Below are 20,360 nucleotides of genomic sequence, written 5' to 3'. Positions count from 1 at the left end.
AGTCACACCGCTAACTGATTTCACCAGCTCAGTATGAAACAGACTGCTATAATAATTTAAGCGAGTCAGGTAAAGTGGCCTGACTTAAACAAACTAGTCTCCGATGAACTCGGGGCGATTCAGTCAACTATTTTGATTTGGGTTACAAATGAGTTTTGGTAAGTTGCTCTGCCTGATTTCGGCAATTCTTCTTAGCGCGTTATCACCAACCTTATTTTCTAAAGAAGGATTTGGCATTGAAGATCTGATAAACCTTCCTCCACTTCCTGAAAAGTATGAGTCATACGATTATAATGAAAGGATCGCATGGCTGGAAAATGAGCTTGGCAAAACTCACATCCCAGCCGAAACATATCGTTTAGCCAGAGAACTCGCATTTCAATATGACTGGACCAGCTCCAATGAGTTGATACTTTCTGTTTGCCAATCTAATAAGCCAATTAAAGCTGACATAGACTATCGATTTTATTGTATTTCATCGATAAAGAAGAGTGATGAGTATAAGCTAGATAAATTGACTTTGCTGCTATCGGATGCCATTGATCTCGGTAATCTAAGTATCGCAGCGCAATCCCTCAGTTCAATGGCTTGGATCCAATCTAGTCTTGGGGATATTGAGCAGGCATTCAGAAGTTACGAGATGGCTATGGAGCTCGCTAGCGATGAGAATATCTACCTGAGAAGTGATATTACACTTAATTTATCACAGCTTTATATTATGCATGGCGATGGTGAATATTTTGAGAAGGGTGTCAAGTTGGTGCAAGGTGCTCTTGATGAATTAAGGAGCAAAAGTGTATCCGATTCACTCGACACAATATACGTGAAACAGACATTGGCTAACGGTTATTTTAATCTAGGCATTGCTTATATGTTTCACAAACCTGACTATCGAGAAGCGTTAAAGTGGTTTGCAAAAGTAGATCCTGATATTGTCGACATTCGGCAGTCGGTATTGGTATTTTCAAGCCTCGCATATACAGAATTAAATGAACCGGTAGAAGCCAAGAAGTTACTGCAAGAGTCCTACGAAACACCCCAAAGTCAGCTGTCTGATTCAACTTATTTGCTCTGTTATCAGCAAATAATTAAAGCTAAGATCGATATGAACTATAATCTTGAGCGATGTAGTCAGTTGGGAAGAGACACTCCTTTAGAGGTTCAATTGGATATTTACTCTCGACTCATCGAATCTGAAATTATTGACGCAAAACTACTTGGCTACGATAGGTTCTATGCGCTATATCAAAATACACTTAAGTCCTTATTAAAACAAAATTCAGTAAAGTCAGCATCCAGATCCGAACTCAACAGGTTGCAACATGAGTCTAGGTTAAAGGATCAAGTTATTGAGAGAGAGAAGCAACTTGCAATCGCGAATGAAGAAAAGGCTGCGAGTCAAAACAAGTTAACTATAGCCATTGTTGTTGTATTTTTACTTGTTCTTTTACTTGTCCTGCTGCAGTTACGGCAGAAGAAACTATTGGCCAAGCAGTATGCTCAATTAAGCCTTGTTGATGGGTTGACGGGGCTTAATAATCGGCGTTTCTTTGAGCAAAACATTGATCGAGAATTGAAGTTTGTTTTAAGAGATAACGAGGGAAAAGAAGATAGCTACCTTGGTGTGTATATCTTTGATATCGATCATTTTAAGAAGGTTAATGATAACTACGGACATGATATTGGCGACGTTGTCCTAAAAGAATTTTCTCGGCGGATTCGAGAAAGTGTTCGAGAGTCCGATATGTTCGTTAGGTGGGGTGGTGAAGAGTTCTTACTGGCTTCAAGAGTGTCAAATATAGAATGTTTTCACCAGCTCGCTGACCGTATTGTGAAAACGATCAATCACAAACCTTTTGAAGTCGCTCATGACACGTCACTTGATGTCAGCTGCACTGTTGGTGGAATAATCTATCCAGGCGAATCCAAACGCATTGCAAGTATGACATGGAAAAATCTGGTAACGCTGGCTGATAATGCACTTTACATTGGGAAGCGGAAACAGAGAAACTGCTGGGTATGTATTGATGACATCAACAATCTAGATTTGCTTTCAGATCCGACTAATATGGACCTTGATGTTGCCATCGACAGCAACCAAGTATCGGTAACTCACTCGATGTCTTCAGGGGAGTCACAACCTTCTAGAAGCTGATCGATAAGTTTGTCTGATATTGGCATTCTGTATTTCCTTTGAACAGATTAAGAATGCCACTTACACAGATATTGTTACACTCTCAACCTCTTTGGAAAGAAAGCTACTATTTAAAAGGACTTTCATGAACATACTCACTCCTATACTAGTAATTTCAACACTAGCTGGCTTTGCTAGCCAAGCCATAGCCGTTGACAAGCAAGTACAAGCACACTTCGACACCACATCGGTGACAGGAGTTATCGCTAACCCACAGAAGTTTTCCCGAAAACGTATTAGCTTAAAAGGTTTTTACTCTAGGATAGGTCAGCCCTATTTATTCTTATCTCCTGCGCACGAAGAAATAGACGACACCGAGTCAGCCATCTCAATTTTACTGTTAGAGCCGACGAACAACATCAATTTCATGGATAATTGCAGTGGCAATTGGCTAGAAGTAACAGGCACTTTAATCCCTACTGTACAGGACGTTACTTATCGACTCTCTTATCGTCTAGCAATTGATAAGGCTACCCGGCTATCGGACTACGCTGATTGTTTTGGTGATACTAATGAAAATGAATGAAGTGCCGGCACCAATATTTTACTTTTGGCGCCGACTCAAAAACATTAGGGTTAGATATAGAATAAAATAAAAGTGTTTTTGAGTTGGCTTCCTAATACCAAGCTTTTACGGTTGCTAGATCCAAACTTGTAACAGCAGTAACTAGGTAATGCATAACTCCCCGTTAACGAACCTCCGGGGAGCTAATAAGTACTATTTTAAGCTTTTAGAATTACGCTTTTCCAATGCTTCATGTAAAACTTTGCTTACCTGAGATCGATCAATAGCTGTGTTGGTGCTCTCAATTTTCTTCAAAAAGTCTAAAGGGGTTAACTCGCTGTTTAACTCGACTTGGTTTAGATCTGCTCCCTGATCAATAATTAGTTTTACGAGATCTGCTTCATTCAAAAGTATCGCAGCATGCAAGGGCGTTAAGCCGTCTATATGACTATGTTTATCAATAGATGCACCATGCTCTAAGAAGTGCACAATATATTTACTGCGCTTTTCTTTGTCGTCTATGCCAAAAAAGAATGCCAAACCACTATTTAGCTCAAGTTCTGCAATATCTTTATTTGTGGAGCGATAGTTGAACAGGTAATATTCACATACTCCTGAGGGTATATGATGTGTATCGCTATTAGTGCTGCAAATTACAACATCTTCAACAGAGCTTTCAGATAGTGAATAAAATGCTCCAAAAAAGTACAGTAAGATGACTACAGTGGGAATTGAAAGTGAGCTTATTTTATTCATTACTATGCCCAGACAACTTTATTTTTTCGTCGGGGGGTATTTTTCCTGAGGTTTACACGCTTTTTCATTATTTAAGTTCCTTCTTAAATTAATTTAAATATATTTGTGTAATCAATGCGCTATAAGCATTAAATTTTTCGGGTAAATTTTCAAAATAAAATTACAAGCTAAACTGCACCTCAAAGAACTCCAAAGAAAAGTAAAAGTGCCCAAATGAAATCTAGTAAGAAGCTTTTAAAGCTCCAATTAAAGGCCAATTTTAGTTGCTACTTTTCCTAAAAAGACTCTCTAGCTTATTTAGATAGTACCTTGTTGCTTGATGACATCATCTTGATGACATCGTGATAGTCTAATAGTGTGCAGATGTTAAATCTTACAGCATAGAGCAAACTATTAGCTTTTCATATCCTCGTTAAATATTAGTGAATTCATTTTAGAGGTCAAATGTGTCACAATGTAAAATACCTCTCACCGTTTACGGACATTGTCTTAATAGCAATCAAACCTCGGTAACAGTTGCCGGCAAGTGCGTGGCGCAAGCTGAACATGAGCGCTAGACTAGCCTGCAGGGTTAAGTACTCCCCAGCGATGATAACAAATCAGTAGTCACTGACTCATATCCTCTAAAATAATGCTAAGCAAAGCCTAACTTGTCTACATCATATTACCAGCTGTGTAAATTCAACCATTAATTATCAGTTAAAAAGCGCTCATTCTTTTAGCGCTAGACGGCGCTGCAGCTGAGTAAGCGCTGAACCTAAGCTTTTCATGGTCAGAGGTTTTTCCAGTAATACCTCAAAACCCGCGTCTTTTGCGCGCTGCTTGGTTACACTGCACAGCTGCTTAACCATTAATATCAAGGGCGTTTGCTGATTAGTGCCTTGGTTATGCTGAATTTGATAAGCGATGTTTATACCATCGGAGTCATCAAGGTTAATGTCCAGCACGATTAAATCAAATGCGTGTTGTTGTAATAGTTTCAGTGCCTCGCGGCCATTAAGTACTTCAACCACCTGACACTGATAATGCGCTAAGCAGCGGGCGCTTAATTGCAACGACACCTCATCGTGATCCACCAGTAAAACATTATTAACTTGCGCATCTTTGACACAGGGCTGCACCCGCTCGATTGTGGCTTTCGACGTTTCAGCAGTGCCACCGCTTTGCTGACTGCGGCTAAGCAAGCATTGCTCCAGAAGATCTAAAGCTTGCTGCTGTAAATGGAGCAGCATAGGCCGTAACTCATTGGAACATAGCCGCGAAAGCAGTGCCTTTACCTCTTTAACATCAACCTGTTCGCCGTCATCACCCAAGTGCTGGGACTGGTCCATAATGTGCGCTTGTAATTCATTTATAGAGTGAGTAAATGCCTCTTTCAGCGCTTTTTTATGTCGCAGCCCTTCAAGCATTTGCTGTTCTACTTTAGCGCTCAGGTGAAGCTGCTGAAAATGGGCCTTTTTAGCTTGCTTCGACGCTGCCACCACACCCAATTGGCGCATTAAGGTGGTTGCAACTAATATCGGCCGATGTACCTCGTAGAGCGGGCGCACCACCACGTAGTCATCAATAGCGTCGATGGCAAACGCGTGATAGGCGTCCGCTTCGTCTTTACGAGCAATCAGGTAGGCAACCTTAAAGGTGGGCGGCGTGCGCTGCATTGGCTCTAAATGGATGTAATAAAATTGCAGCGCGTCGGCAAAATGCTCAAAAGACATAAACACAACTACAGCGGGAGATTGGCTCACAGCAGTCAGTAGTTGCTGCTTATCACTGGTAACCAAAATATGGTCAAAGTGTCTGCTAAGCACATCAATCGCATGCTGATCGATGTCTTTATCTGGGGTGTAAAAAATCACCGTGTAGTGCTGATGGTTCTTTAAGTTGTCATACATAGCTCACCACTCCCAAGGCCCGCGTAAACGTTGCCACAAGTATAGTAGAGACGCCCTCAACTGCCTTTTTTAGCTCGCTGAGCTTGTATTAACAGCAGCTCTGCCTTAGCACCAAGATAAACATACACGCCTAGCCCTATAAGCAACCCCATCACACTCAGCATCATCAGCAGCGCGGCGGTGGTGTACTCTGTCTGCCCCAAAGAAGCCTTGAACATGGTCAATAACGCTTCAATGGAGATGGCAATAAGGATGGTGGAAATAAATCGCGTAATTGTTCGTCGCGTAGAACTGTGACGGAAGATATCTTTATGCATTAAAATTTCTTCCTCGAGGATGGTTTTACCTAAGTCAAATACGGATAACGCTAAGGTAATAAAGATAATAATGCCAAAAGGCTGCAGCGGGTCGCTATCACCATTTAGGCTCAGTAATAAGTGCCAAATTTCCATGCTAACGGTGTACATAAGCACTAATACCAGTGTAAATAAGCTCATAACAATGACACTGTAGCCGGCTTTAAATACGCCACTAAAACGGCTTCGAGAACGGTCCCCCATCACATACTCCACCAGCTGAGCGAGGTGAATATCAACCACGACATAGCCTTTGTTATCGCTACCTTGTTGGCAAGGGGCCATCACCGACACACATAGGTTGCCGGTGGCTAAAGAGATGTATGGTTCGCTGAGAGTAAATTGGCCCTGCTGCTGCGCCGTGAAGTAAGGCCGAGAGGCTCGACTACACCCCTGCCCGTGCAGGGTATTCCCTTTGTTATCGATATTGGCACTCAGTTGCACCGCGTTGCTATCAAGTAAATAACACAGCTCAGCAAAATGGTAATGTTGGCATAGCTTTGCAAAAGCAAGGTGTGGCTGGTTTTGCCACTGCGAGTGGGCTTGCAAAGACTGAATAAGTGCATCGAGTAAGGGTGTGATGACGCTATGATGCTCTTGATAGCGTTCAATCACGCTCAGGTAACTAATGCCCATGTCGGTGCTCCTCAACCTCTTGCTTGGCAAAGACCGCCGCAGAATTAGTGCCAACTCTATTTTTCTTTTCGTGTTCAATACCTTAAATTTTTATTCGCATAATCCGGTGCTGTTATTGCGCCAACAGTGCACAGCGCTGCTTCGAAATGGTGCACGGTCACAACTGCTCAGATAAAAGTAGCAAATTCATGCTCTATTTATATTTTTACCGCTATACTGAGCCCAGGTTTTGTCAAAGAGGAAGACACAATGAAGCAATTATTAGCTGTTATTACCGTTCTAGCCAGTGCCTTGGTACTGAGTGCTTGTGAAGATGCTAATGAAGCAAAAGAGCAAGCGAAAGACAGTGCGGTCGAAGCAAAAGAAGAGATCAGCCAAGCATGGGACTCTGCTGTTGCAGATGCTAAAGATCTTAGCGCGCAATTGCACGATGAGTCTTTCGGTGAGCAACTTGATGAGCTTGTTAACGAAACACAAGCACTTGTTGCCGTAGCCAGTGAAGAAGGTAAAACACATTTAGATAATTTAGTTGCCGATTCTAAAGATCTAGCCCAGCAAGCTTGGGAAGAGTCAAAAGAAGGTGCCGGTGAATTATCAGAAGAAACAAAAGAAAAGATTGAAGAGCTGAAAGAAAAAATTCGCGCTAAACGCGAAGAGTTAGAAGCGAATCAATAACAGCCACAGTTCAACATTGTGATGCACCAAAACCCAGCCTAGCGCTGGGTTTTTTATTGTTTGCCGTGTTAGCACCACAGAGTACATCCATTTACTTCGCTAAATCATTAAGTTAGGATTTTGCATACAATTTTTTGCTCACTACAACAGGGATAATGTTATGAATAAGCTCCTGTGTGCCTTGCTTGCCGCTACCTGCCTGAATGCCCATGCCGACAATCGTCCTTTTGAACACCCAATGGACTTTTATCTTGGTAGCGATTATCAATTAATGGATTTAAAGACTGTCGGCACGCCCGGACAAGCAGATTTTAGCCACGTTAATTTACGCGGTGGTGTATTTATCTTTGAACAAATTGCTTTGGAGGCACAGCTGGGTGTCTACGACAATGATGACATGGTTGAGGGTACCACTTATGAGTTAAGCGCTAACCGCGCATTGTTTGTGCGTTTACTCACCCCTCGCCATCGTGGTTTTGCCTTTGATTTAGGATTAGGCTATGCCCACACCGAAGTAGATTTAACTAATCAAGCACTTAACCAAAGTATCTCTGACGATGGCTTTGCCTATTCTGCACGCATTGACTACGCCGTGAACCCTAACTGGCATGTTACGCTTGATTACACATCACGTGATTTGGGTAACGAAGTTGAGCTCGACAGCTACGGTTTAGGCGTGAGTTATCATTTTTAACCCCTTGTATAAAGGGCGTACTATGTTGCCACGGGCGCTGCGTTCCTAGCATAGCCTGTTGGCGAAATTTAGGTTACATCTTGTTACCCACTTTAGATACAATTTTGATACACTGCTGTGGATCATCTCGAGAAGGAAGACACAATGAAAAAGCAACTGCTGTGCTTAGGCTTGGCGCTCGCGTGCAATTACGCTCACGCCAATGAATATTATATCGGTGCAGATTACCTGCAACTAAGCACCGATTTTGATGGCAATAGCGCCTCCCCCACAGTGAACAATATTAAGCTAGGTGCTGAACTTTACAATGGTATTTTCCTTGAGCTTCAAGGCGGAGTGAGTAGCAGCGACGACGATCTTCTAGGTGTCACCACGGACATCGACCAAAATTACAGCGCATTTTTTCGCTTTCGCTCACCGAATTACGATGGTTTTAGCGTCGATTTAGCCTTAGGTTATGCGCGTACCGAAGTGCTCTTCAGTGGCAAGCCCAGTGTCTATGATGGCTTAGAAGAATTCTCAGGCTTTGCTTGGGGAGGCAGAGTAAATTATGACCTTCCCTATAATTTTCGTATTAATGCCGATTACCAACAGCGTTATAACAAAGACGATATCCTCATTGACGCGTGGGGCATTGGTCTGAGTTATGTTTTTTAAGGATAAAGCAATGAATAAAACTCTATTGGCAAGCAGCCTGCTTTTAAGTTTAGGCATGCTCAGTGGCTGCAGTGACAACGACAATGCCAACAGCATTAACACCGCATTCGAGAAAGAGCGCCAAAGACAATCTGGTGAACTTATTGAAAGCATTTCCATTACCGGCGGTGGCATTCGTATTGAACCTGGTGATGAGCTGCAACTCAAGGCCACTGGGGTGGACTCAAAAGGCGACTCTCGCGACATTACCAAAGAGGTGATATGGCAATCCTCACATCCTGATTTTGCGAGCATTAATGACGAGGGTAAAATCACCGCTAAAGCTCAAAGCGACACTGAACAAGGCCTAGTCACCTTCACTGCGACAACCATCAATGACGTTAGTGAAAGCATCGAAGTATCTATTAAAGACATTCAAGTAGCGAGCCTGACCTTGAGCGCAAACAGTGCCCGTGCTTATGCCTGTCAACCAAACACAATTACCACCGCCGTCACCTATGATGATGGGTATCAAGGCACCGTGGATAACAACAAGCTGACCTGGGAAGTGGCAGGCAGTGCCACGGCTTACATCAATGATTTTGGTGTTTTATATACCTCTGATAGCAGTGGTGATGACCTTCAAGTGCGCGCCTCCTACGCACAAGCAAACAGTAACCAGCTCAGTTTCACAACCGCGCCAACACAAATCACCAGCATTCGTTTTGTCGATAGCGACGAGCAGAGCTATGAGTCTTTAGACCTTGATTTAGGTGAGCGCGAAACCTTGCAAGTGCGTGGCACGCTTAACGAGCAAAGTGTTGATGTTACACCGGGTGTGAATTGGGCTGAAAATAACAATGCTATCGCCTATATCGAAACAAACCCAAGATTCAGTGGCGCCGTATTGGCAACAGAAAAAGGGGATGGGTTGGTGTATGCGAGCTGCTCAGACTCTGTACAAGACTCCATCAGCCTGTCAGTCACTTCTGCGCAAGAAGGTGAGTTATCTGCTATTTTTATTAACGACAATAGCGAAACTATCAGCTTAAATGCAGGTGAAAGCACCGAAATACGTGTGTATGCGGATTACACTGGTTTTAGCGACAACATTAACGTCACCGATGCCAGTACGTGGATTATCAATAACAGCTTAGTTACTGCTACCTTAAATAAGCGCGCAAGTGACGAAGTGTATTTGAATGTCACTGCGAAGGCGGATGTCAGCGGTGATGCGCTCATGACATTCGGGTTTCTCGAACAAGAACAAAGCGTTATTTTTGAAATTAGCAACTAACTCCTAGTCGTTAACTAAAGGCGCCCATTTGGGCGCTTTTTTATTACCTGCTAACCCATACGTTGCACATATTCCAACGCCGTCATGCGGTGATAAGTCACCTGTGCATGTGCTACTTGCACCGGTTCAGGGTCAACAACCTCAACATCAATGCCTCTGCTTCGAGCAATCTCCAATGCCATTTGCGTAATATTGACGCTGAACGAGGTACCAATAAACACGATTTTATCCGCTGATAGCATGAGTTGCTGAGCCTCGGTAATACCATATAGGTCGGTGTAATACTCATCAAAGAGCAGGACCAAAGGTTTGTAAGAGTGGTATAGCTGGGGCTTTTCACCGTCAATGGCAAAGGCCGCCAGCAACGAAGCATGGAGGTTCCCCTCATCAATGCTCTCCCAAGGCGCTGGGTGTGTCGTCACCGCCTCTCCTTGGTTATGAAATTCGGTCATTAAATCTAAGCGCCCGTGAATAGCGATATAATTGTTGTTCCCCGCCTTGGCATCTAAGCCATCTATATTTTGGGTGATCAGATTTTTATCGCTGAGCCAGTGATGCACATCATTCGGGCCATGATGGCGGTACGTAGCAAAACGATGATAATACCAGGCTAAAAACTCCTTGGGATTATGTTGGTACATGGCCCGAGTTGCCATTTCCATAGGCGTGTAGTGTGCGCTGCCGATGCGCCAGAACCCATCCTCACCACGAAAGGTGGGAATACCGCTGGCGGCGCTAACCCCAGCGCCGGTGATGTATAAAGTGTTACTCATGCTAATTTAACGTTCGCTTTTGTTTTTGCCTGGCACAACCGACTAAGCAAGGGGCAGGTGCACACGCACTACTAAGCCACCGTGGTGGCGATTGTGTAAACTGATGTCACCATGATGCGCCTCGCAAATTTCACGACACAGCGCTAAGCCTAGCCCTGACCCCGAACTTTTAGTGGAGTAAAAGGGCACCAACGCACTGGCCATCACGGCTTCTGACATGCCTTTACCGCGATCGCGAACCAGTATTTCCTGCTGCGCCTCGCTACAATTCACCTCAACACTGATATCTGCCTCTGGAGAGCCTGATTCATGGGCATTTTTGAGCAGGTTAATAAGCAATTGCTCAAGCTGAGTATCATCGCCATAGCCCTGCTCTGGCAATTCCCCAAGCAGTGTAAAAGCCCATTGCTGCGTAAGCCCTTGCATCATCTTGTGCCAGCTGAAATGTTTCATTTGCGGTTGTGGTAATTTAGCGAACCGCCCATACCCTTGAACAAACTCACTGAGTTTACCGATTCGTTCGTCAATCGTTGTAAATACCCGCGCTAAACGGGTGTCTTCAATGCCTTGTGCCAACAACTGCCCAGAGTGCAACATGGATGATACCGGCGCGAGGGAGTTATTGAGTTCGTGGCTAATGACTCGGATCACCTTTTTCCACACCTGCACTTCTTGGCGTGAGATCTCCCGTGTCATGGGCTTGAGTATATACAAGGTATGAGCTTGATTGTTGAGCAAGAAGTGTCCGGTGGCTAAGTGCCATGTTTGCCGCTGCTCATGTTGCTGCTCAACACTAAATAAGCCCTCTTTCCCTGCCTGCAAAGCTTGCGCTAACCCGTTTGGCATGCGCGCAAACAATACCGATAATTGCTCACCCTCAACGCGTAAATCGGCAAACAATAAGCTCCTAGCACTGTGGTTACTGTACACCACCTGCTGTTTGTCATTCACTAATAACAGCGCTTGCGGCGAGCTATGCAGAACCTTATCGAGCATCAATTCTCGTTGGTATATCCATTGTCGTTCCTGATGTAATTTGCTCGCGGTGTCATTGTAAAGCCGACACAAATCGCCCAGCTCATCATTTTTGTTATAAGCCAAAGAGGTGGAAAAATCTCCATCCTTAAAATTCAACAGCCCTGACTCTATAGCCTGGAGCCCTTTCACTCTGGGTGTGACCACATAATGTATAAACATGGCTTGCAGCGCGCCAAGCACGACGGCTAAGAGCAACGCCTGCAACACCGATAACAACCCTAGCAATACCCCAGCTACAACCGGCGCACAAACAAACAAGCTCAGCCATGAGCTCAGCTGCCAAGTAAGGCGACTAGTGGGTGAAGTTAACAAGGCCATTAGTATTCAATACCAAATTTCTGCATACGCCGATACAGCGCTTGTCGCGATAAACCAAAATCCCGTGCCACTTTGGCCACCACCCCTTGATGTAGACGCATAGAGTGTTCAATGTCCTGCTTCGAGGGCTCATGTTTTTGCACCTGTGCTTGCTCAGCACTTTGCAAAGCAAAATCATCTGCCTGTAATTCACCTTGCGGCTTAAGCACCGCTATACGCTTACAGGCGTTTTCCAACTCGCGTACGTTTCCTGGCCAACTATGATGACGCAGCGCCTGCTCAGCATGAGGACTCAGCTCTCGTCCTGGTAAAAAGTGCGCAATTAGAGCTGGGATATCATCTTGGCGTTGGCACAAAGGTGGCACCGCTAATTCAATGACATTGAGACGATAATATAAGTCTTCGCGAAAGCGCCCCTGTTGAATATCGCTGCGCAGGTCTGCATTGGTCGCAGAGATCACCCGCACCGAGACCTTACGGGTTTGCGTGGAGCCAACGCGTTCAAATTCACCACTTTGCAGCACACGCAACAATTTCATTTGCCCATCGAGTGATAGGTTACCTATTTCATCAAGGAACAAGGTGCCCCCATCAGCGGCTTCAAAGCGTCCTATGCGTGTGGTTTTGGCTCCGGTAAATGCGCCGGCTTCAGCGCCAAATAATTCCGCTTCAATTAAGTCGCTAGGCAGTGCTCCTGCATTCACTTTAATAAAGGGCTGTGCTTTGAGTACAGAGTTACGGTGCACAATCTCAGCAATGCCTTCTTTACCACTGCCATTCGCTCCCGTGATAAGCACAGGCACATCAGCATGGGCCACCTGCAACGCCATATCCACAACCCGCTGCATTGCAGCACTGGCAAATACCAACCCGGCTAAATCAGCGCCAGCATGAGCTTGGCTGCGCTCTTGGGCTTGGCGTTTGAAGGTTGCATTCTCACTGGCGGCTTCGCCCAGCGCGACAAGATTTTCGATGGTCGTTAACAGCTTTTGGTCATCCCAAGGCTTACCAATGTAGTCGGCTGCGCCGGCTTTGACTAACTCCACTGCGGTACTGAGCTCGGTCCAAGCGGTGATCAATACCACCGGAAGGTGTGAGTTGATTTCTCGTAACTGATAAAACAGCGCTCTGCCCTCCTCACCTGAGGTGGTATCGGCACTGAAGTTCATATCCTGTAAAACTAAAGCAATACGTTGATAGCGAACGATATGCAGCGCCTCGGCGGGCGTTTCACAGACCACGGGATGATAACCATGAATCTCCAGTAGCAGCGACAATGCTTCCAACACTGCGGTGTTATCGTCAACGATGAGTATCTTTTTCATATTATCCATAATGTGGCGGCGCACCTATCGGCGCCGCTTGTTATTGTAATTATATAGACCGCGTAGCGATGCTGGGTTCGATATTGGCGGCTCGCTGAGCCGGCGCCCAAGCGGCAATCAAACTCATTATGAGCATAAAAGTGGCACTCGCCAAGACAAAAGTCCACGATAGACTGGGCAGAGAAAAGACCGTCATAAGCTGCTGCCCTAATAACATGGCCAGGCCCGCTCCAAGAACAATGCCGACACTGGCAACCAATGCATTCTCGACCAAGAAGTAACGAACAATGGCCGAGCGTCTTGCACCTAAGGCGCGACGCGTACCGATTTGTTTAGTGCGTTTGGAGATATTAAACAGCGTCAAGCCAAAAATACCTAGCGCAGTAACCAGTACTAAGACCACAATTAACACGATCAGCATACGCATGACCAGCCTATCACGCGCCATATAAGCGGCTTTGCTTTCATCTAATCCTTCAATACGATAGATCACGCGCTGAGATTCGTTGTTAAGTAACAGCTCTTCGATTTGTGCCATTACCTGTGCTCGTTTATGGGCCTCGGTGCGAACAATGAACTCGGCTCGCGAGTCGGCATAATTAAACGGGAAGAAGATCACATTGGCCGGGCGACTATCATCAAGCCACGGGCCTTTAATGGTATCGATAACCCCGATTATTTTCAGTGCGCCTTGCCCTTGATAAACGGTTTTCCCAAGCGCTGACTCATCGGGAAACATCTCCTCGGCCAAATCTTTGGTGACAATGGCTGTGGTTGGCAAATTGTCGCGATTATCACTGTGCACGACTTCATCAGCACGGAAGTTACGCCCAGCAATTAATGTGGCACCTAGGGTATTGAGGGCGCTGTCGCTGCTAAGCTGATACGCTGCACGCACACCACGGCCCATCTCTGGCGGTGGCGAAGTGTGCATACTGCTCGAGTCACCACTGCCGGACAGTGGCACCCAGTTAGTCATCGCCACATCAACCACACCATCAACAGAGCGGATCGCCTGTTCATCCAAGGCGTATTGCTGAACCAGGTTGATATCAGGGTCAAAGTTATTCACTCGAAAGCTAAAAATAGCCGACTCGTCATAGCCAGTAGGTTGATTCAAATAGGCGAGACGGTCGCTTATCATAAACGCCGCATTACTGACGATAGCCAAGGTGATGGCCACCTGTACCAGTAGTAACACAGCACCAATTTTTGAGCGCAGTAATGCGTTTATCATGGGTTTTAATTCTGACATGCTCTAGCTCCTACTGCGTTTTCAGATAATAAGCGGGGTTGGTTCGACACACCTGCCAAGCCGGTAACAAGCCAGCGACGATACACGCGATAATGGCAATGACTGGCGCACTGATAAGCATGAACGCGTCCATGGTAGCCAAGTCACTGTAGGCGCTGTAACTTTCTCGCACGCCCCAGAGGCTCAACTGTGCCAGAAAAATACCGAGCACACCGCCTAAGCTGCCAAGCAAGGCAACCTCGACCAAATGCTGCATAAATACTTGTGTTTTGCTCGCCCCCAAGGCTCGGCGCACACCCACTTCGGGTGCCCTACGCATAAACTTAGCGAGCAGTAGACCGAGGATATTCGCCAAGCAAACAGCCAAGAACATAAAGCTTAATAACACTAAAATTTTATTGTCTTCGCTGACAACCTTGTTGTACGTCATCCACTGATTCACATCGCGCAAGGAAAACTTCGGATGCTCTCGCGTGAACCGCCCCAGTTGCTTTTGCTGGTCGATATAATTGCGCAAATAGTCGCTGTATTGCTGCTTTTGCTCATCATTATCGAGCTCGACCCAATATTGCAGCCAATAAATCTCCGAATTCAATTTATCTTGATAGCTTTTGATCTCTTCGCGTTTCCAACCGTTGGAGTTACCCCATGAGGGCAATTCCAGCTCACGAATTAAAGAGAACGGCACAAAAATGCGTTCTGGCTTGCGAAACGCGCCATTATTCAAATCGTAAAATTTGACATGACGGGTGACTGGCGCAACAACTCCCACCACTTCAAACACATGATTGTCGAGGTATAAGGTTTTTCCCACTGGGCTTTGCTGCCCATAAAGTTCTTCGCTCAAGCTACGCTCAATGACCACCTGTTTCATTGCGTCTTTGTCCGCCTGCTCGCGCCATGCTCCACCATGCACAAACTGGGCGTTAAACATGCTGAAAAAGTCGCGACTCGTCGCTCTTGCCCCCATCAGTTGTGGCTTGGTACGCGCATCTCCAAGGTGTACGGCAAAACCTGTGCGCAACATTGGCGCTTGCGCTTTCGCTGCACGGTCTTGGTATAGATTTTCTGCATCTGGGAAAGACAGTTGATAAGGCAAATCATCGCTGGTCCACCAGCCGTCGCCATCGTCCATAGACTGCAATTGCACGGCAAACAGTTGTTTACTTTTTGCCGGAATAGGGTCGGCGCTCATCATGTGATACACCGATAAAGTCGTCATCGTTACACCGATGCCAATGGCGATAGCCAACACCATCAAGGTGCTCACCATGGGGGTACGCTTGAGCGAACGCCAACTTAAATCAATATAGTGCCAAAACATCATTAGCCCCCTACAGCCTGTTGAGCAATATCGCCGGCACTGCTTGCGCTACTAGGTCGGCCTTGATACAGACTAAAATCAGCAAGTTGGCCATCGACGACCTGAATATTGCGCGGCGCTCGGCGTGCCAACTCCGGATCATGAGTAACCATGACAATGGTCGCCCCTTCACGGTTAATATCTTCAAGAATTTCCAAGACCTGACGCGCCATTAAACTATCGAGGTTTCCGGTTGGTTCATCGGCAAGTAGAAAGCGCGGTTCGCCGGCCAACGCCCGAGCGATCGCGACACGCTGCTGCTGCCCCCCAGAGAGCTGTTGTGGCAGGTGTTTAGCGCGAGCACCGAGGCCTACCAGTTCAAGACACCGCTCTATGCGCTTTTTACGCTCTGCGGCTTTGATACCGCGATATCGCAATGGCACTTCCACATTTTCATACAAGTTCAAATCTGGGATAAGGTTAAATCCTTGGAAAATAAAGCCAATTTTTTGGTTTCGTAAATCAGCTCGTTGATTGTCGTTCAAACCACCCACATCCACACCGTCGAGCTGATACTGACCGCTAGAGAACGGCTCTAACATCCCGGCGATGTTTAAAAACGTGGTTTTACCGCTGCCGCTCGGCCCAGTGACAGCGATAAATTCACCCTGCTCAACATTAAGGTTGAAATCCCGTAGGGCGTGGGTTTGCACCATATCCGTTTGGTATACCTTGTTGATATTATTCATTCTAATCATTTTTATATCCTTTCTTATAAACGCTTAACGTAGCAATACACGTTGCGCTTGGTTAAATACATCGTAACTGGACACCACAAGTTCATCGCCTTGCTGTGCCCCTGCGGTGAGCTCGACCGCCGCCATACTGCTCGCCCCTGTTTGAATTTGAATTCGTTCAGCCACGTCGCCATTGACGCGATAGGCCACAAAACCGCCTTGATTCATAAATGCCCCACGGCGCACCATCAATACATCTTCACGGTTTTCTAGGAGAATGCGTGCCGAAATCCGTTGGTTTTGACGAATGCGCAAGCCCTCACGCTGGGTAAAACGCACTCGGGCGCTCACTTGGCGATCTTTCACTTCAGGAGAGATAGACACCAGCTCACCCACCAGCTGCTCAGAGCCAATACTGAGTTCGACCTCAAGGCCTAAGCCAAGCTCATTGGCGTAGCTTTCAGGTACCTGTAATTCGGCCTCAAAAGCGCTTAAATCAACCAGCGTCATCAGTGCCTGGCTCGGAGCCACAGCTGCTTGCTGTTGGACAAAGTGGTTACCCACCACCCCGCTGACCGGCGCGACAATCGCTAACTCGCGCACTTTACGACTGATGTCATCAACAACAAGCTGCTGCCTGGTGACATCGCTGTGTGCTGACTTTAATTCGAATGCTAAGGTGTCTTCGCCAATTTGTACTTCTTGCTGAGCATGTTTATAGGCTAGTTTGGCACGCGCTAATTCATCTTGTGCCTGCTCCATATCAATTTGGCTAATAAGGTTGTCTTTAATAGAGATAAGCGCTCGACGATGCTCACGTTTAGCCGCATCTAAAGTCACTTTGGCCATATCCAGCGTGCGCATAAGTGCGAGTTTATCGCGGCGCACCTGTAATTCTTTGCGCGAAAGCTCATCTTCTAAACGCTGAAGCTCAGACTGCTGTTGCTTTAAGTTGTTGGCCAGCTCGGGGCTTTTAACTCGCGCCACGACCTGCCCCACAGCAATGGTATCGCCGGGGTTGACCAGCAGTTCAACATAGCCCTGTGTTGGGCTATATACTTGCGGGGCATTGGCCGCGACGATAAACCCTGTGGTAGCGATATCGCGAACCAAGTTACCCCGCTCGACGGTGGCAATTTTGACACTCTCACGGGCAATGGAATGGCTGGTATTAGACTGGGGACTAGCAAAGGTATAGAGCGCTGCAGCGATGACTAATATGCTGATAAGACCAATCAATAAGGGTTTGTATGAGCGCTGGCGCTCTTTCACAACAGTGTCCTGTGCTTGGGTATCACGGATCATGACTGCGCCTCCCCGACCAACAGGCAGTTACTATGTAACCAGGTGCTGATAAGTGCCGCCGTAAGCACCAATAACGGAGAGGTAAAAAAAACAAATAAAGTTAATAGCATAACAACTTCCCTTAGTACGTATGAGTACAGGGTTACGAAAACCATGCCAACTCAAAGATAATACTTAAATCATTGTTTTATATTTCTTTTTATCAAAATCATTGAGATGTACATGGTGTCCGCGGACAATAAAAGTGTCCGCAGCGGACACTTTCTTAACTTCATTAGCAATACTCTTGCCTTGAACTACTGCTTAAGTATCAGTCACCTACCTTGTTAACTAGGTATTTTATTCTATGCTCAAAAGGCACCCTTAATCGGTAACAGTAAGGAAATCAACATGAAGAAAACGTTACTAGGGCTGTCTATTGCAGCCGCACTGGTTAGCTTGCCCAGCTTTGCTGAGGTAAGAATAAATGGTTTCGCCTCTATTGTCGGTGGTCAAACTTTGGATGATGACGATACGCTCTATGGCTATGATAATGACTTTAATATGGAGCAAGAGAGCAAATTTGCCTTGCAGGTGTCTGCCGATTTGCAAGAGCGCCTAAGCGCCACCGCACAGGTTATTGCGCGCGGAGAGAACGACTTTGATGCTGAGTTTGAATGGGCCTATCTCACCTACGAGATATCTGACAATTCACAGCTTAGCGCCGGGAAAATGCGCATTCCTTTTTATCGCTATTCAGACTTTTTAGATGTGGGTTACGCCTATCGTTGGGTGCGCCCGCCACAGTCTGTTTATAACCTCAGTTTCACCACCTACGAAGGATTAAGTTACCTGCATAACAGCACGCTAGGTGACTGGGACAGTGCGTTGCAGTTGATGTACGGTGCCGTAAATGACGATATTGTCGCCGTTACCAATAACGATGCTGCTGAACTTAACGATACTTTGGGCGTAAACTGGACACTATCGAAAGATTGGTTCACCGCGCGGGTAGCGTACTTTATGAGTGAAGCCAGCATTGATGTAAGCAACAGTGCACAATTAACTTCGCTACTAAACGGCTTAGATAGTTATGGACTGAGTGAGCAACGCCAAGACCTAGAAATTGAAGAGGATGATGCCTACTTCGCAGCCGTTGGCTTTGGTGTTGATTACAATAACTTCTTATTTGATGCTGAGTATACCCAGTTTGAGGTAGAAGACAGCATATTGGCAAAACAGCGCCAGTACTATGCCTCGGTGGGTTATCGTATCGATGATTGGACAGTGCATTTTACCTATGAAAATAACGACGACGAGAATGACAGTTCCGAGTTGAACACCATACCTGCACAGATTCAAACACCTAACGGCCCTATCAATGTGTCGACTAACCCGAGTGACCCAAATGCGCCGTTGCTGCGAGACGCTACTAACTTCGTACTACTCTCTCAGCGGGCAGAATCCAATACCTACACTATAGGCGCACGCTATAATTTCCATCCATCGGCGGCATTTAAAATTGATGTGAGCCGATTTGAAGACGATATTACCAATACCGAAGTAGATCTTGTATCTATGGGTGTAGACTTAGTGTTCTAAGGGGAAAAACATGTTAAAAAAAGTAGCAGCAGTTTCGCTTTTAGTATTCGCACAAGGGGTGTGGGCTGATATTGCCGTAGTCGTTCATCCCAGTAATGGTGCAAGCCTAGATCAAAATGCGATCAAGAAGCTTTATCTCGGTAAATCTAAGTCTTTCCCTGATGGCAATAGTGCCACGGCGGTGAATCAAGATGGCACACCCGCCTTTGATGAGTTTAACGATAAGGTGGTAGGCAAATCGAGTTCACAACTTAACGCCTACTGGTCTAAGCTGGTGTTTACAGGTAAAGGAACACCACCGGACAAGTTAGCGAACGATCAAGCGGTGATTGATTTTGTGGCAGCCAACCCTGGGGCAATAGGGTACGTTAGTGCCGCAAGTGCCAGTGACAAGGTGAAGGTGGTCGCCACCTTCTAAATTAAATAAACCTAAACCGAGCCTGCCAGATTGGATAAGTTGAACCTAGTCCAACCTGGCAGTTTTTAGGTGTCTATGGCGAGTGCTAAGGCCTAATTAACAGAATAAAAGTATATAGGGTGAGCTCATCCCACTACTTCTTATTTCAGGTGAATTACTTGCCACGTGCAAGTACTAATAAAGCCTGCAATGTGATTTTGGCAAATTTTGAACAGTATCAATAGAGTAAACAAACTTTAATAAATGAGCTTCATCATCTTGTAAAGGCGAATAACAAGTCGTTTTAATTTCCCCCGTGCTGTCACCATATATAACTTCGTATGGGTAACTGCTAACACATACACCTTCTAGTTCACCCAAATCTGCATTGCCCTCAAAAATATCCTGTTGGGCTAAACGAAAAAGTTGCAGTTTTTCACTTGTAGTAAGCGATAAAACGACTTCTATACTGTCTTGGCTTTCCAGACACAGTAAACGTTTAAAGACTCCACTACGAGTATCGTAAGAGTCTGTTCCTATTCTAAACGATGAAAACTCGACGTCATTGGCTAGAGAGGCTGAACTCAATAAAGAAGTCATCAAAATTAGGAATATTCTCACGGCCATCCTGCTCCTAAATCACAAAGCTAACGGACATTGAACTAGTGACATCATCGCGAAGCACGG

General features: G+C 45.7%; 19 protein-coding genes. 8 read left to right on the top strand and 11 right to left on the bottom strand.

Annotated elements, in window-relative coordinates; genetic code table 11:
• The first annotated feature begins 148 nt into the window (after positions 1-148).
• Both W04_RS07400 and W04_RS07395 read left to right on the top strand, forming a co-directional pair.
• Complete coding sequence (locus tag W04_RS07400) at positions 149-2,155, top strand: GGDEF domain-containing protein (protein WP_053910365.1); 2,007 nt, start codon at positions 149-151, stop codon at positions 2,153-2,155.
• 124 nt (positions 2,156-2,279) lie between these two features.
• Positions 2,280-2,720, top strand: a complete 441-nt coding sequence (locus W04_RS07395) for a hypothetical protein (RefSeq protein ID WP_053910364.1) — start codon at positions 2,280-2,282, stop codon at positions 2,718-2,720.
• 192 nt (positions 2,721-2,912) lie between these two features.
• Here the strand turns inward: W04_RS07395 and W04_RS07390 are convergent, their stop codons facing one another.
• The 3 genes from W04_RS07390 to W04_RS07380 form a co-directional block, all read right to left on the bottom strand.
• Positions 2,913-3,455 (bottom strand): ankyrin repeat domain-containing protein, encoded by a 543-nt coding sequence (locus tag W04_RS07390; RefSeq protein ID WP_053910363.1) that lies wholly within the window; start codon positions 3,453-3,455, stop codon positions 2,913-2,915.
• 710 nt (positions 3,456-4,165) lie between these two features.
• Positions 4,166-5,347, bottom strand: a complete 1,182-nt coding sequence (locus tag W04_RS07385) for a response regulator (protein ID WP_053910362.1) — start codon at positions 5,345-5,347, stop codon at positions 4,166-4,168.
• Positions 5,348-5,403: 56 nt separating this feature from the next.
• Positions 5,404-6,339, bottom strand: coding sequence for a general glycosylation pathway protein (locus tag W04_RS07380; protein WP_053910361.1), 936 nt, complete (start codon positions 6,337-6,339; stop codon positions 5,404-5,406).
• Between the two features lie 249 nt (positions 6,340-6,588).
• Between W04_RS07380 and W04_RS07375 the strand changes: the two genes are divergently transcribed.
• The 4 genes from W04_RS07375 (at position 6,589) to W04_RS07360 (ending at position 9,641) form a co-directional block, all read left to right on the top strand.
• A complete protein-coding gene (locus W04_RS07375; protein WP_022945666.1) occupies positions 6,589-7,014 on the top strand; it encodes a hypothetical protein in 426 nt (141 codons plus the stop codon).
• A 160-nt stretch (positions 7,015-7,174) separates the two neighbouring features.
• Positions 7,175-7,708 (top strand): porin family protein, encoded by a 534-nt coding sequence (locus W04_RS07370; protein ID WP_053910360.1) that lies wholly within the window; start codon positions 7,175-7,177, stop codon positions 7,706-7,708.
• 144 nt (positions 7,709-7,852) lie between these two features.
• Positions 7,853-8,365, top strand: coding sequence for an outer membrane beta-barrel protein (locus W04_RS07365; protein WP_053910359.1), 513 nt, complete (start codon positions 7,853-7,855; stop codon positions 8,363-8,365).
• Positions 8,366-8,375: 10 nt separating this feature from the next.
• Complete coding sequence (locus W04_RS07360; protein WP_157576339.1) at positions 8,376-9,641, top strand: hypothetical protein; 1,266 nt, start codon at positions 8,376-8,378, stop codon at positions 9,639-9,641.
• A gap of 50 nt (positions 9,642-9,691) precedes the next feature.
• Here the strand turns inward: W04_RS07360 and W04_RS07355 are convergent, their stop codons facing one another.
• Genes W04_RS07355 through W04_RS07325 form a run of 7 tightly spaced genes read right to left on the bottom strand, consistent with a single transcriptional unit; the run spans position 9,692 to position 17,695 of the window.
• Positions 9,692-10,414 carry a Sir2 family NAD-dependent protein deacetylase gene (locus tag W04_RS07355; protein WP_053910357.1) on the bottom strand — a complete coding sequence of 241 codons (723 nt, stop codon included), beginning with the start codon at positions 10,412-10,414 and terminating at the stop codon, positions 9,692-9,694.
• Between the two features lie 42 nt (positions 10,415-10,456).
• Positions 10,457-11,770, bottom strand: a complete 1,314-nt coding sequence (locus W04_RS07350) for a PAS domain-containing sensor histidine kinase (RefSeq protein WP_053910356.1) — start codon at positions 11,768-11,770, stop codon at positions 10,457-10,459.
• The gene (locus W04_RS07345) at positions 11,770-13,095 is read right to left on the bottom strand and encodes a sigma-54 dependent transcriptional regulator (RefSeq protein WP_053910382.1); all 1,326 of its coding nucleotides are present in this window, start codon (positions 13,093-13,095) and stop codon (positions 11,770-11,772) included. The genes W04_RS07350 and W04_RS07345 overlap by 1 nt, the downstream gene beginning before the upstream one ends.
• Before the next feature lie 49 nt (positions 13,096-13,144).
• A complete protein-coding gene (locus tag W04_RS07340) occupies positions 13,145-14,350 on the bottom strand; it encodes an FtsX-like permease family protein (protein WP_053910355.1) in 1,206 nt (401 codons plus the stop codon).
• A 10-nt stretch (positions 14,351-14,360) separates the two neighbouring features.
• A complete protein-coding gene (locus tag W04_RS07335; RefSeq protein WP_053910354.1) occupies positions 14,361-15,674 on the bottom strand; it encodes an ABC transporter permease in 1,314 nt (437 codons plus the stop codon).
• A gap of 2 nt (positions 15,675-15,676) precedes the next feature.
• The gene (locus W04_RS07330) at positions 15,677-16,411 is read right to left on the bottom strand and encodes an ABC transporter ATP-binding protein (RefSeq protein WP_053910353.1); all 735 of its coding nucleotides are present in this window, start codon (positions 16,409-16,411) and stop codon (positions 15,677-15,679) included.
• A 24-nt stretch (positions 16,412-16,435) separates the two neighbouring features.
• The gene (locus tag W04_RS07325; RefSeq protein ID WP_053910352.1) at positions 16,436-17,695 is read right to left on the bottom strand and encodes an efflux RND transporter periplasmic adaptor subunit; all 1,260 of its coding nucleotides are present in this window, start codon (positions 17,693-17,695) and stop codon (positions 16,436-16,438) included.
• Positions 17,696-18,085: 390 nt separating this feature from the next.
• Between W04_RS07325 and W04_RS07320 the strand changes: the two genes are divergently transcribed.
• On the top strand, positions 18,086-19,276 hold the full coding sequence (locus W04_RS07320; RefSeq protein ID WP_053910351.1) for a porin: 1,191 nt from the start codon (positions 18,086-18,088) through the stop codon (positions 19,274-19,276).
• Positions 19,277-19,286: 10 nt separating this feature from the next.
• Entirely contained in the window at positions 19,287-19,694 is a 408-nt protein-coding gene (locus tag W04_RS07315; protein ID WP_045978152.1) for a substrate-binding domain-containing protein, read from the top strand.
• Positions 19,695-19,868: 174 nt separating this feature from the next.
• Here the strand turns inward: W04_RS07315 and W04_RS07310 are convergent, their stop codons facing one another.
• Positions 19,869-20,300, bottom strand: a complete 432-nt coding sequence (locus W04_RS07310) for a hypothetical protein (protein WP_157576335.1) — start codon at positions 20,298-20,300, stop codon at positions 19,869-19,871.
• Positions 20,301-20,360: the final 60 nt, after the last annotated feature.

Origin of the sequence: Pseudoalteromonas sp. SW0106-04 (assembly GCF_001293805.1) — a bacterium.
Lineage (GTDB): Bacteria > Pseudomonadota > Gammaproteobacteria > Enterobacterales > Alteromonadaceae > Pseudoalteromonas > Pseudoalteromonas ruthenica.
This window is presented reverse-complemented; position numbering and strand designations above follow the sequence as displayed.

What these genes read in the sequence shown, in the direction of transcription:
- W04_RS07400 (WP_053910365.1), top strand. Translation starts at nt 149, where the DNA reads ATGAGTTTTGGTAAGTTGCTCTGCCTGATTTCGGCAATTCTTCTTAGC.
- W04_RS07395 (WP_053910364.1), top strand. Translation starts at nt 2,280, where the DNA reads ATGAACATACTCACTCCTATACTAGTAATTTCAACACTAGCTGGCTTT.
- W04_RS07390 (WP_053910363.1), bottom strand. Translation starts at nt 3,455, where the DNA reads ATGAATAAAATAAGCTCACTTTCAATTCCCACTGTAGTCATCTTACTG.
- W04_RS07385 (WP_053910362.1), bottom strand. Translation starts at nt 5,347, where the DNA reads ATGTATGACAACTTAAAGAACCATCAGCACTACACGGTGATTTTTTAC.
- W04_RS07380 (WP_053910361.1), bottom strand. Translation starts at nt 6,339, where the DNA reads ATGGGCATTAGTTACCTGAGCGTGATTGAACGCTATCAAGAGCATCAT.
- W04_RS07375 (WP_022945666.1), top strand. Translation starts at nt 6,589, where the DNA reads ATGAAGCAATTATTAGCTGTTATTACCGTTCTAGCCAGTGCCTTGGTA.
- W04_RS07370 (WP_053910360.1), top strand. Translation starts at nt 7,175, where the DNA reads ATGAATAAGCTCCTGTGTGCCTTGCTTGCCGCTACCTGCCTGAATGCC.
- W04_RS07365 (WP_053910359.1), top strand. Translation starts at nt 7,853, where the DNA reads ATGAAAAAGCAACTGCTGTGCTTAGGCTTGGCGCTCGCGTGCAATTAC.
- W04_RS07360 (WP_157576339.1), top strand. Translation starts at nt 8,376, where the DNA reads ATGAATAAAACTCTATTGGCAAGCAGCCTGCTTTTAAGTTTAGGCATG.
- W04_RS07355 (WP_053910357.1), bottom strand. Translation starts at nt 10,414, where the DNA reads ATGAGTAACACTTTATACATCACCGGCGCTGGGGTTAGCGCCGCCAGC.
- W04_RS07350 (WP_053910356.1), bottom strand. Translation starts at nt 11,770, where the DNA reads ATGGCCTTGTTAACTTCACCCACTAGTCGCCTTACTTGGCAGCTGAGC.
- W04_RS07345 (WP_053910382.1), bottom strand. Translation starts at nt 13,095, where the DNA reads ATGAAAAAGATACTCATCGTTGACGATAACACCGCAGTGTTGGAAGCA.
- W04_RS07340 (WP_053910355.1), bottom strand. Translation starts at nt 14,350, where the DNA reads ATGTCAGAATTAAAACCCATGATAAACGCATTACTGCGCTCAAAAATT.
- W04_RS07335 (WP_053910354.1), bottom strand. Translation starts at nt 15,674, where the DNA reads ATGTTTTGGCACTATATTGATTTAAGTTGGCGTTCGCTCAAGCGTACC.
- W04_RS07330 (WP_053910353.1), bottom strand. Translation starts at nt 16,411, where the DNA reads ATGATTAGAATGAATAATATCAACAAGGTATACCAAACGGATATGGTG.
- W04_RS07325 (WP_053910352.1), bottom strand. Translation starts at nt 17,695, where the DNA reads ATGATCCGTGATACCCAAGCACAGGACACTGTTGTGAAAGAGCGCCAG.
- W04_RS07320 (WP_053910351.1), top strand. Translation starts at nt 18,086, where the DNA reads ATGAAGAAAACGTTACTAGGGCTGTCTATTGCAGCCGCACTGGTTAGC.
- W04_RS07315 (WP_045978152.1), top strand. Translation starts at nt 19,287, where the DNA reads ATGTTAAAAAAAGTAGCAGCAGTTTCGCTTTTAGTATTCGCACAAGGG.
- W04_RS07310 (WP_157576335.1), bottom strand. Translation starts at nt 20,300, where the DNA reads ATGGCCGTGAGAATATTCCTAATTTTGATGACTTCTTTATTGAGTTCA.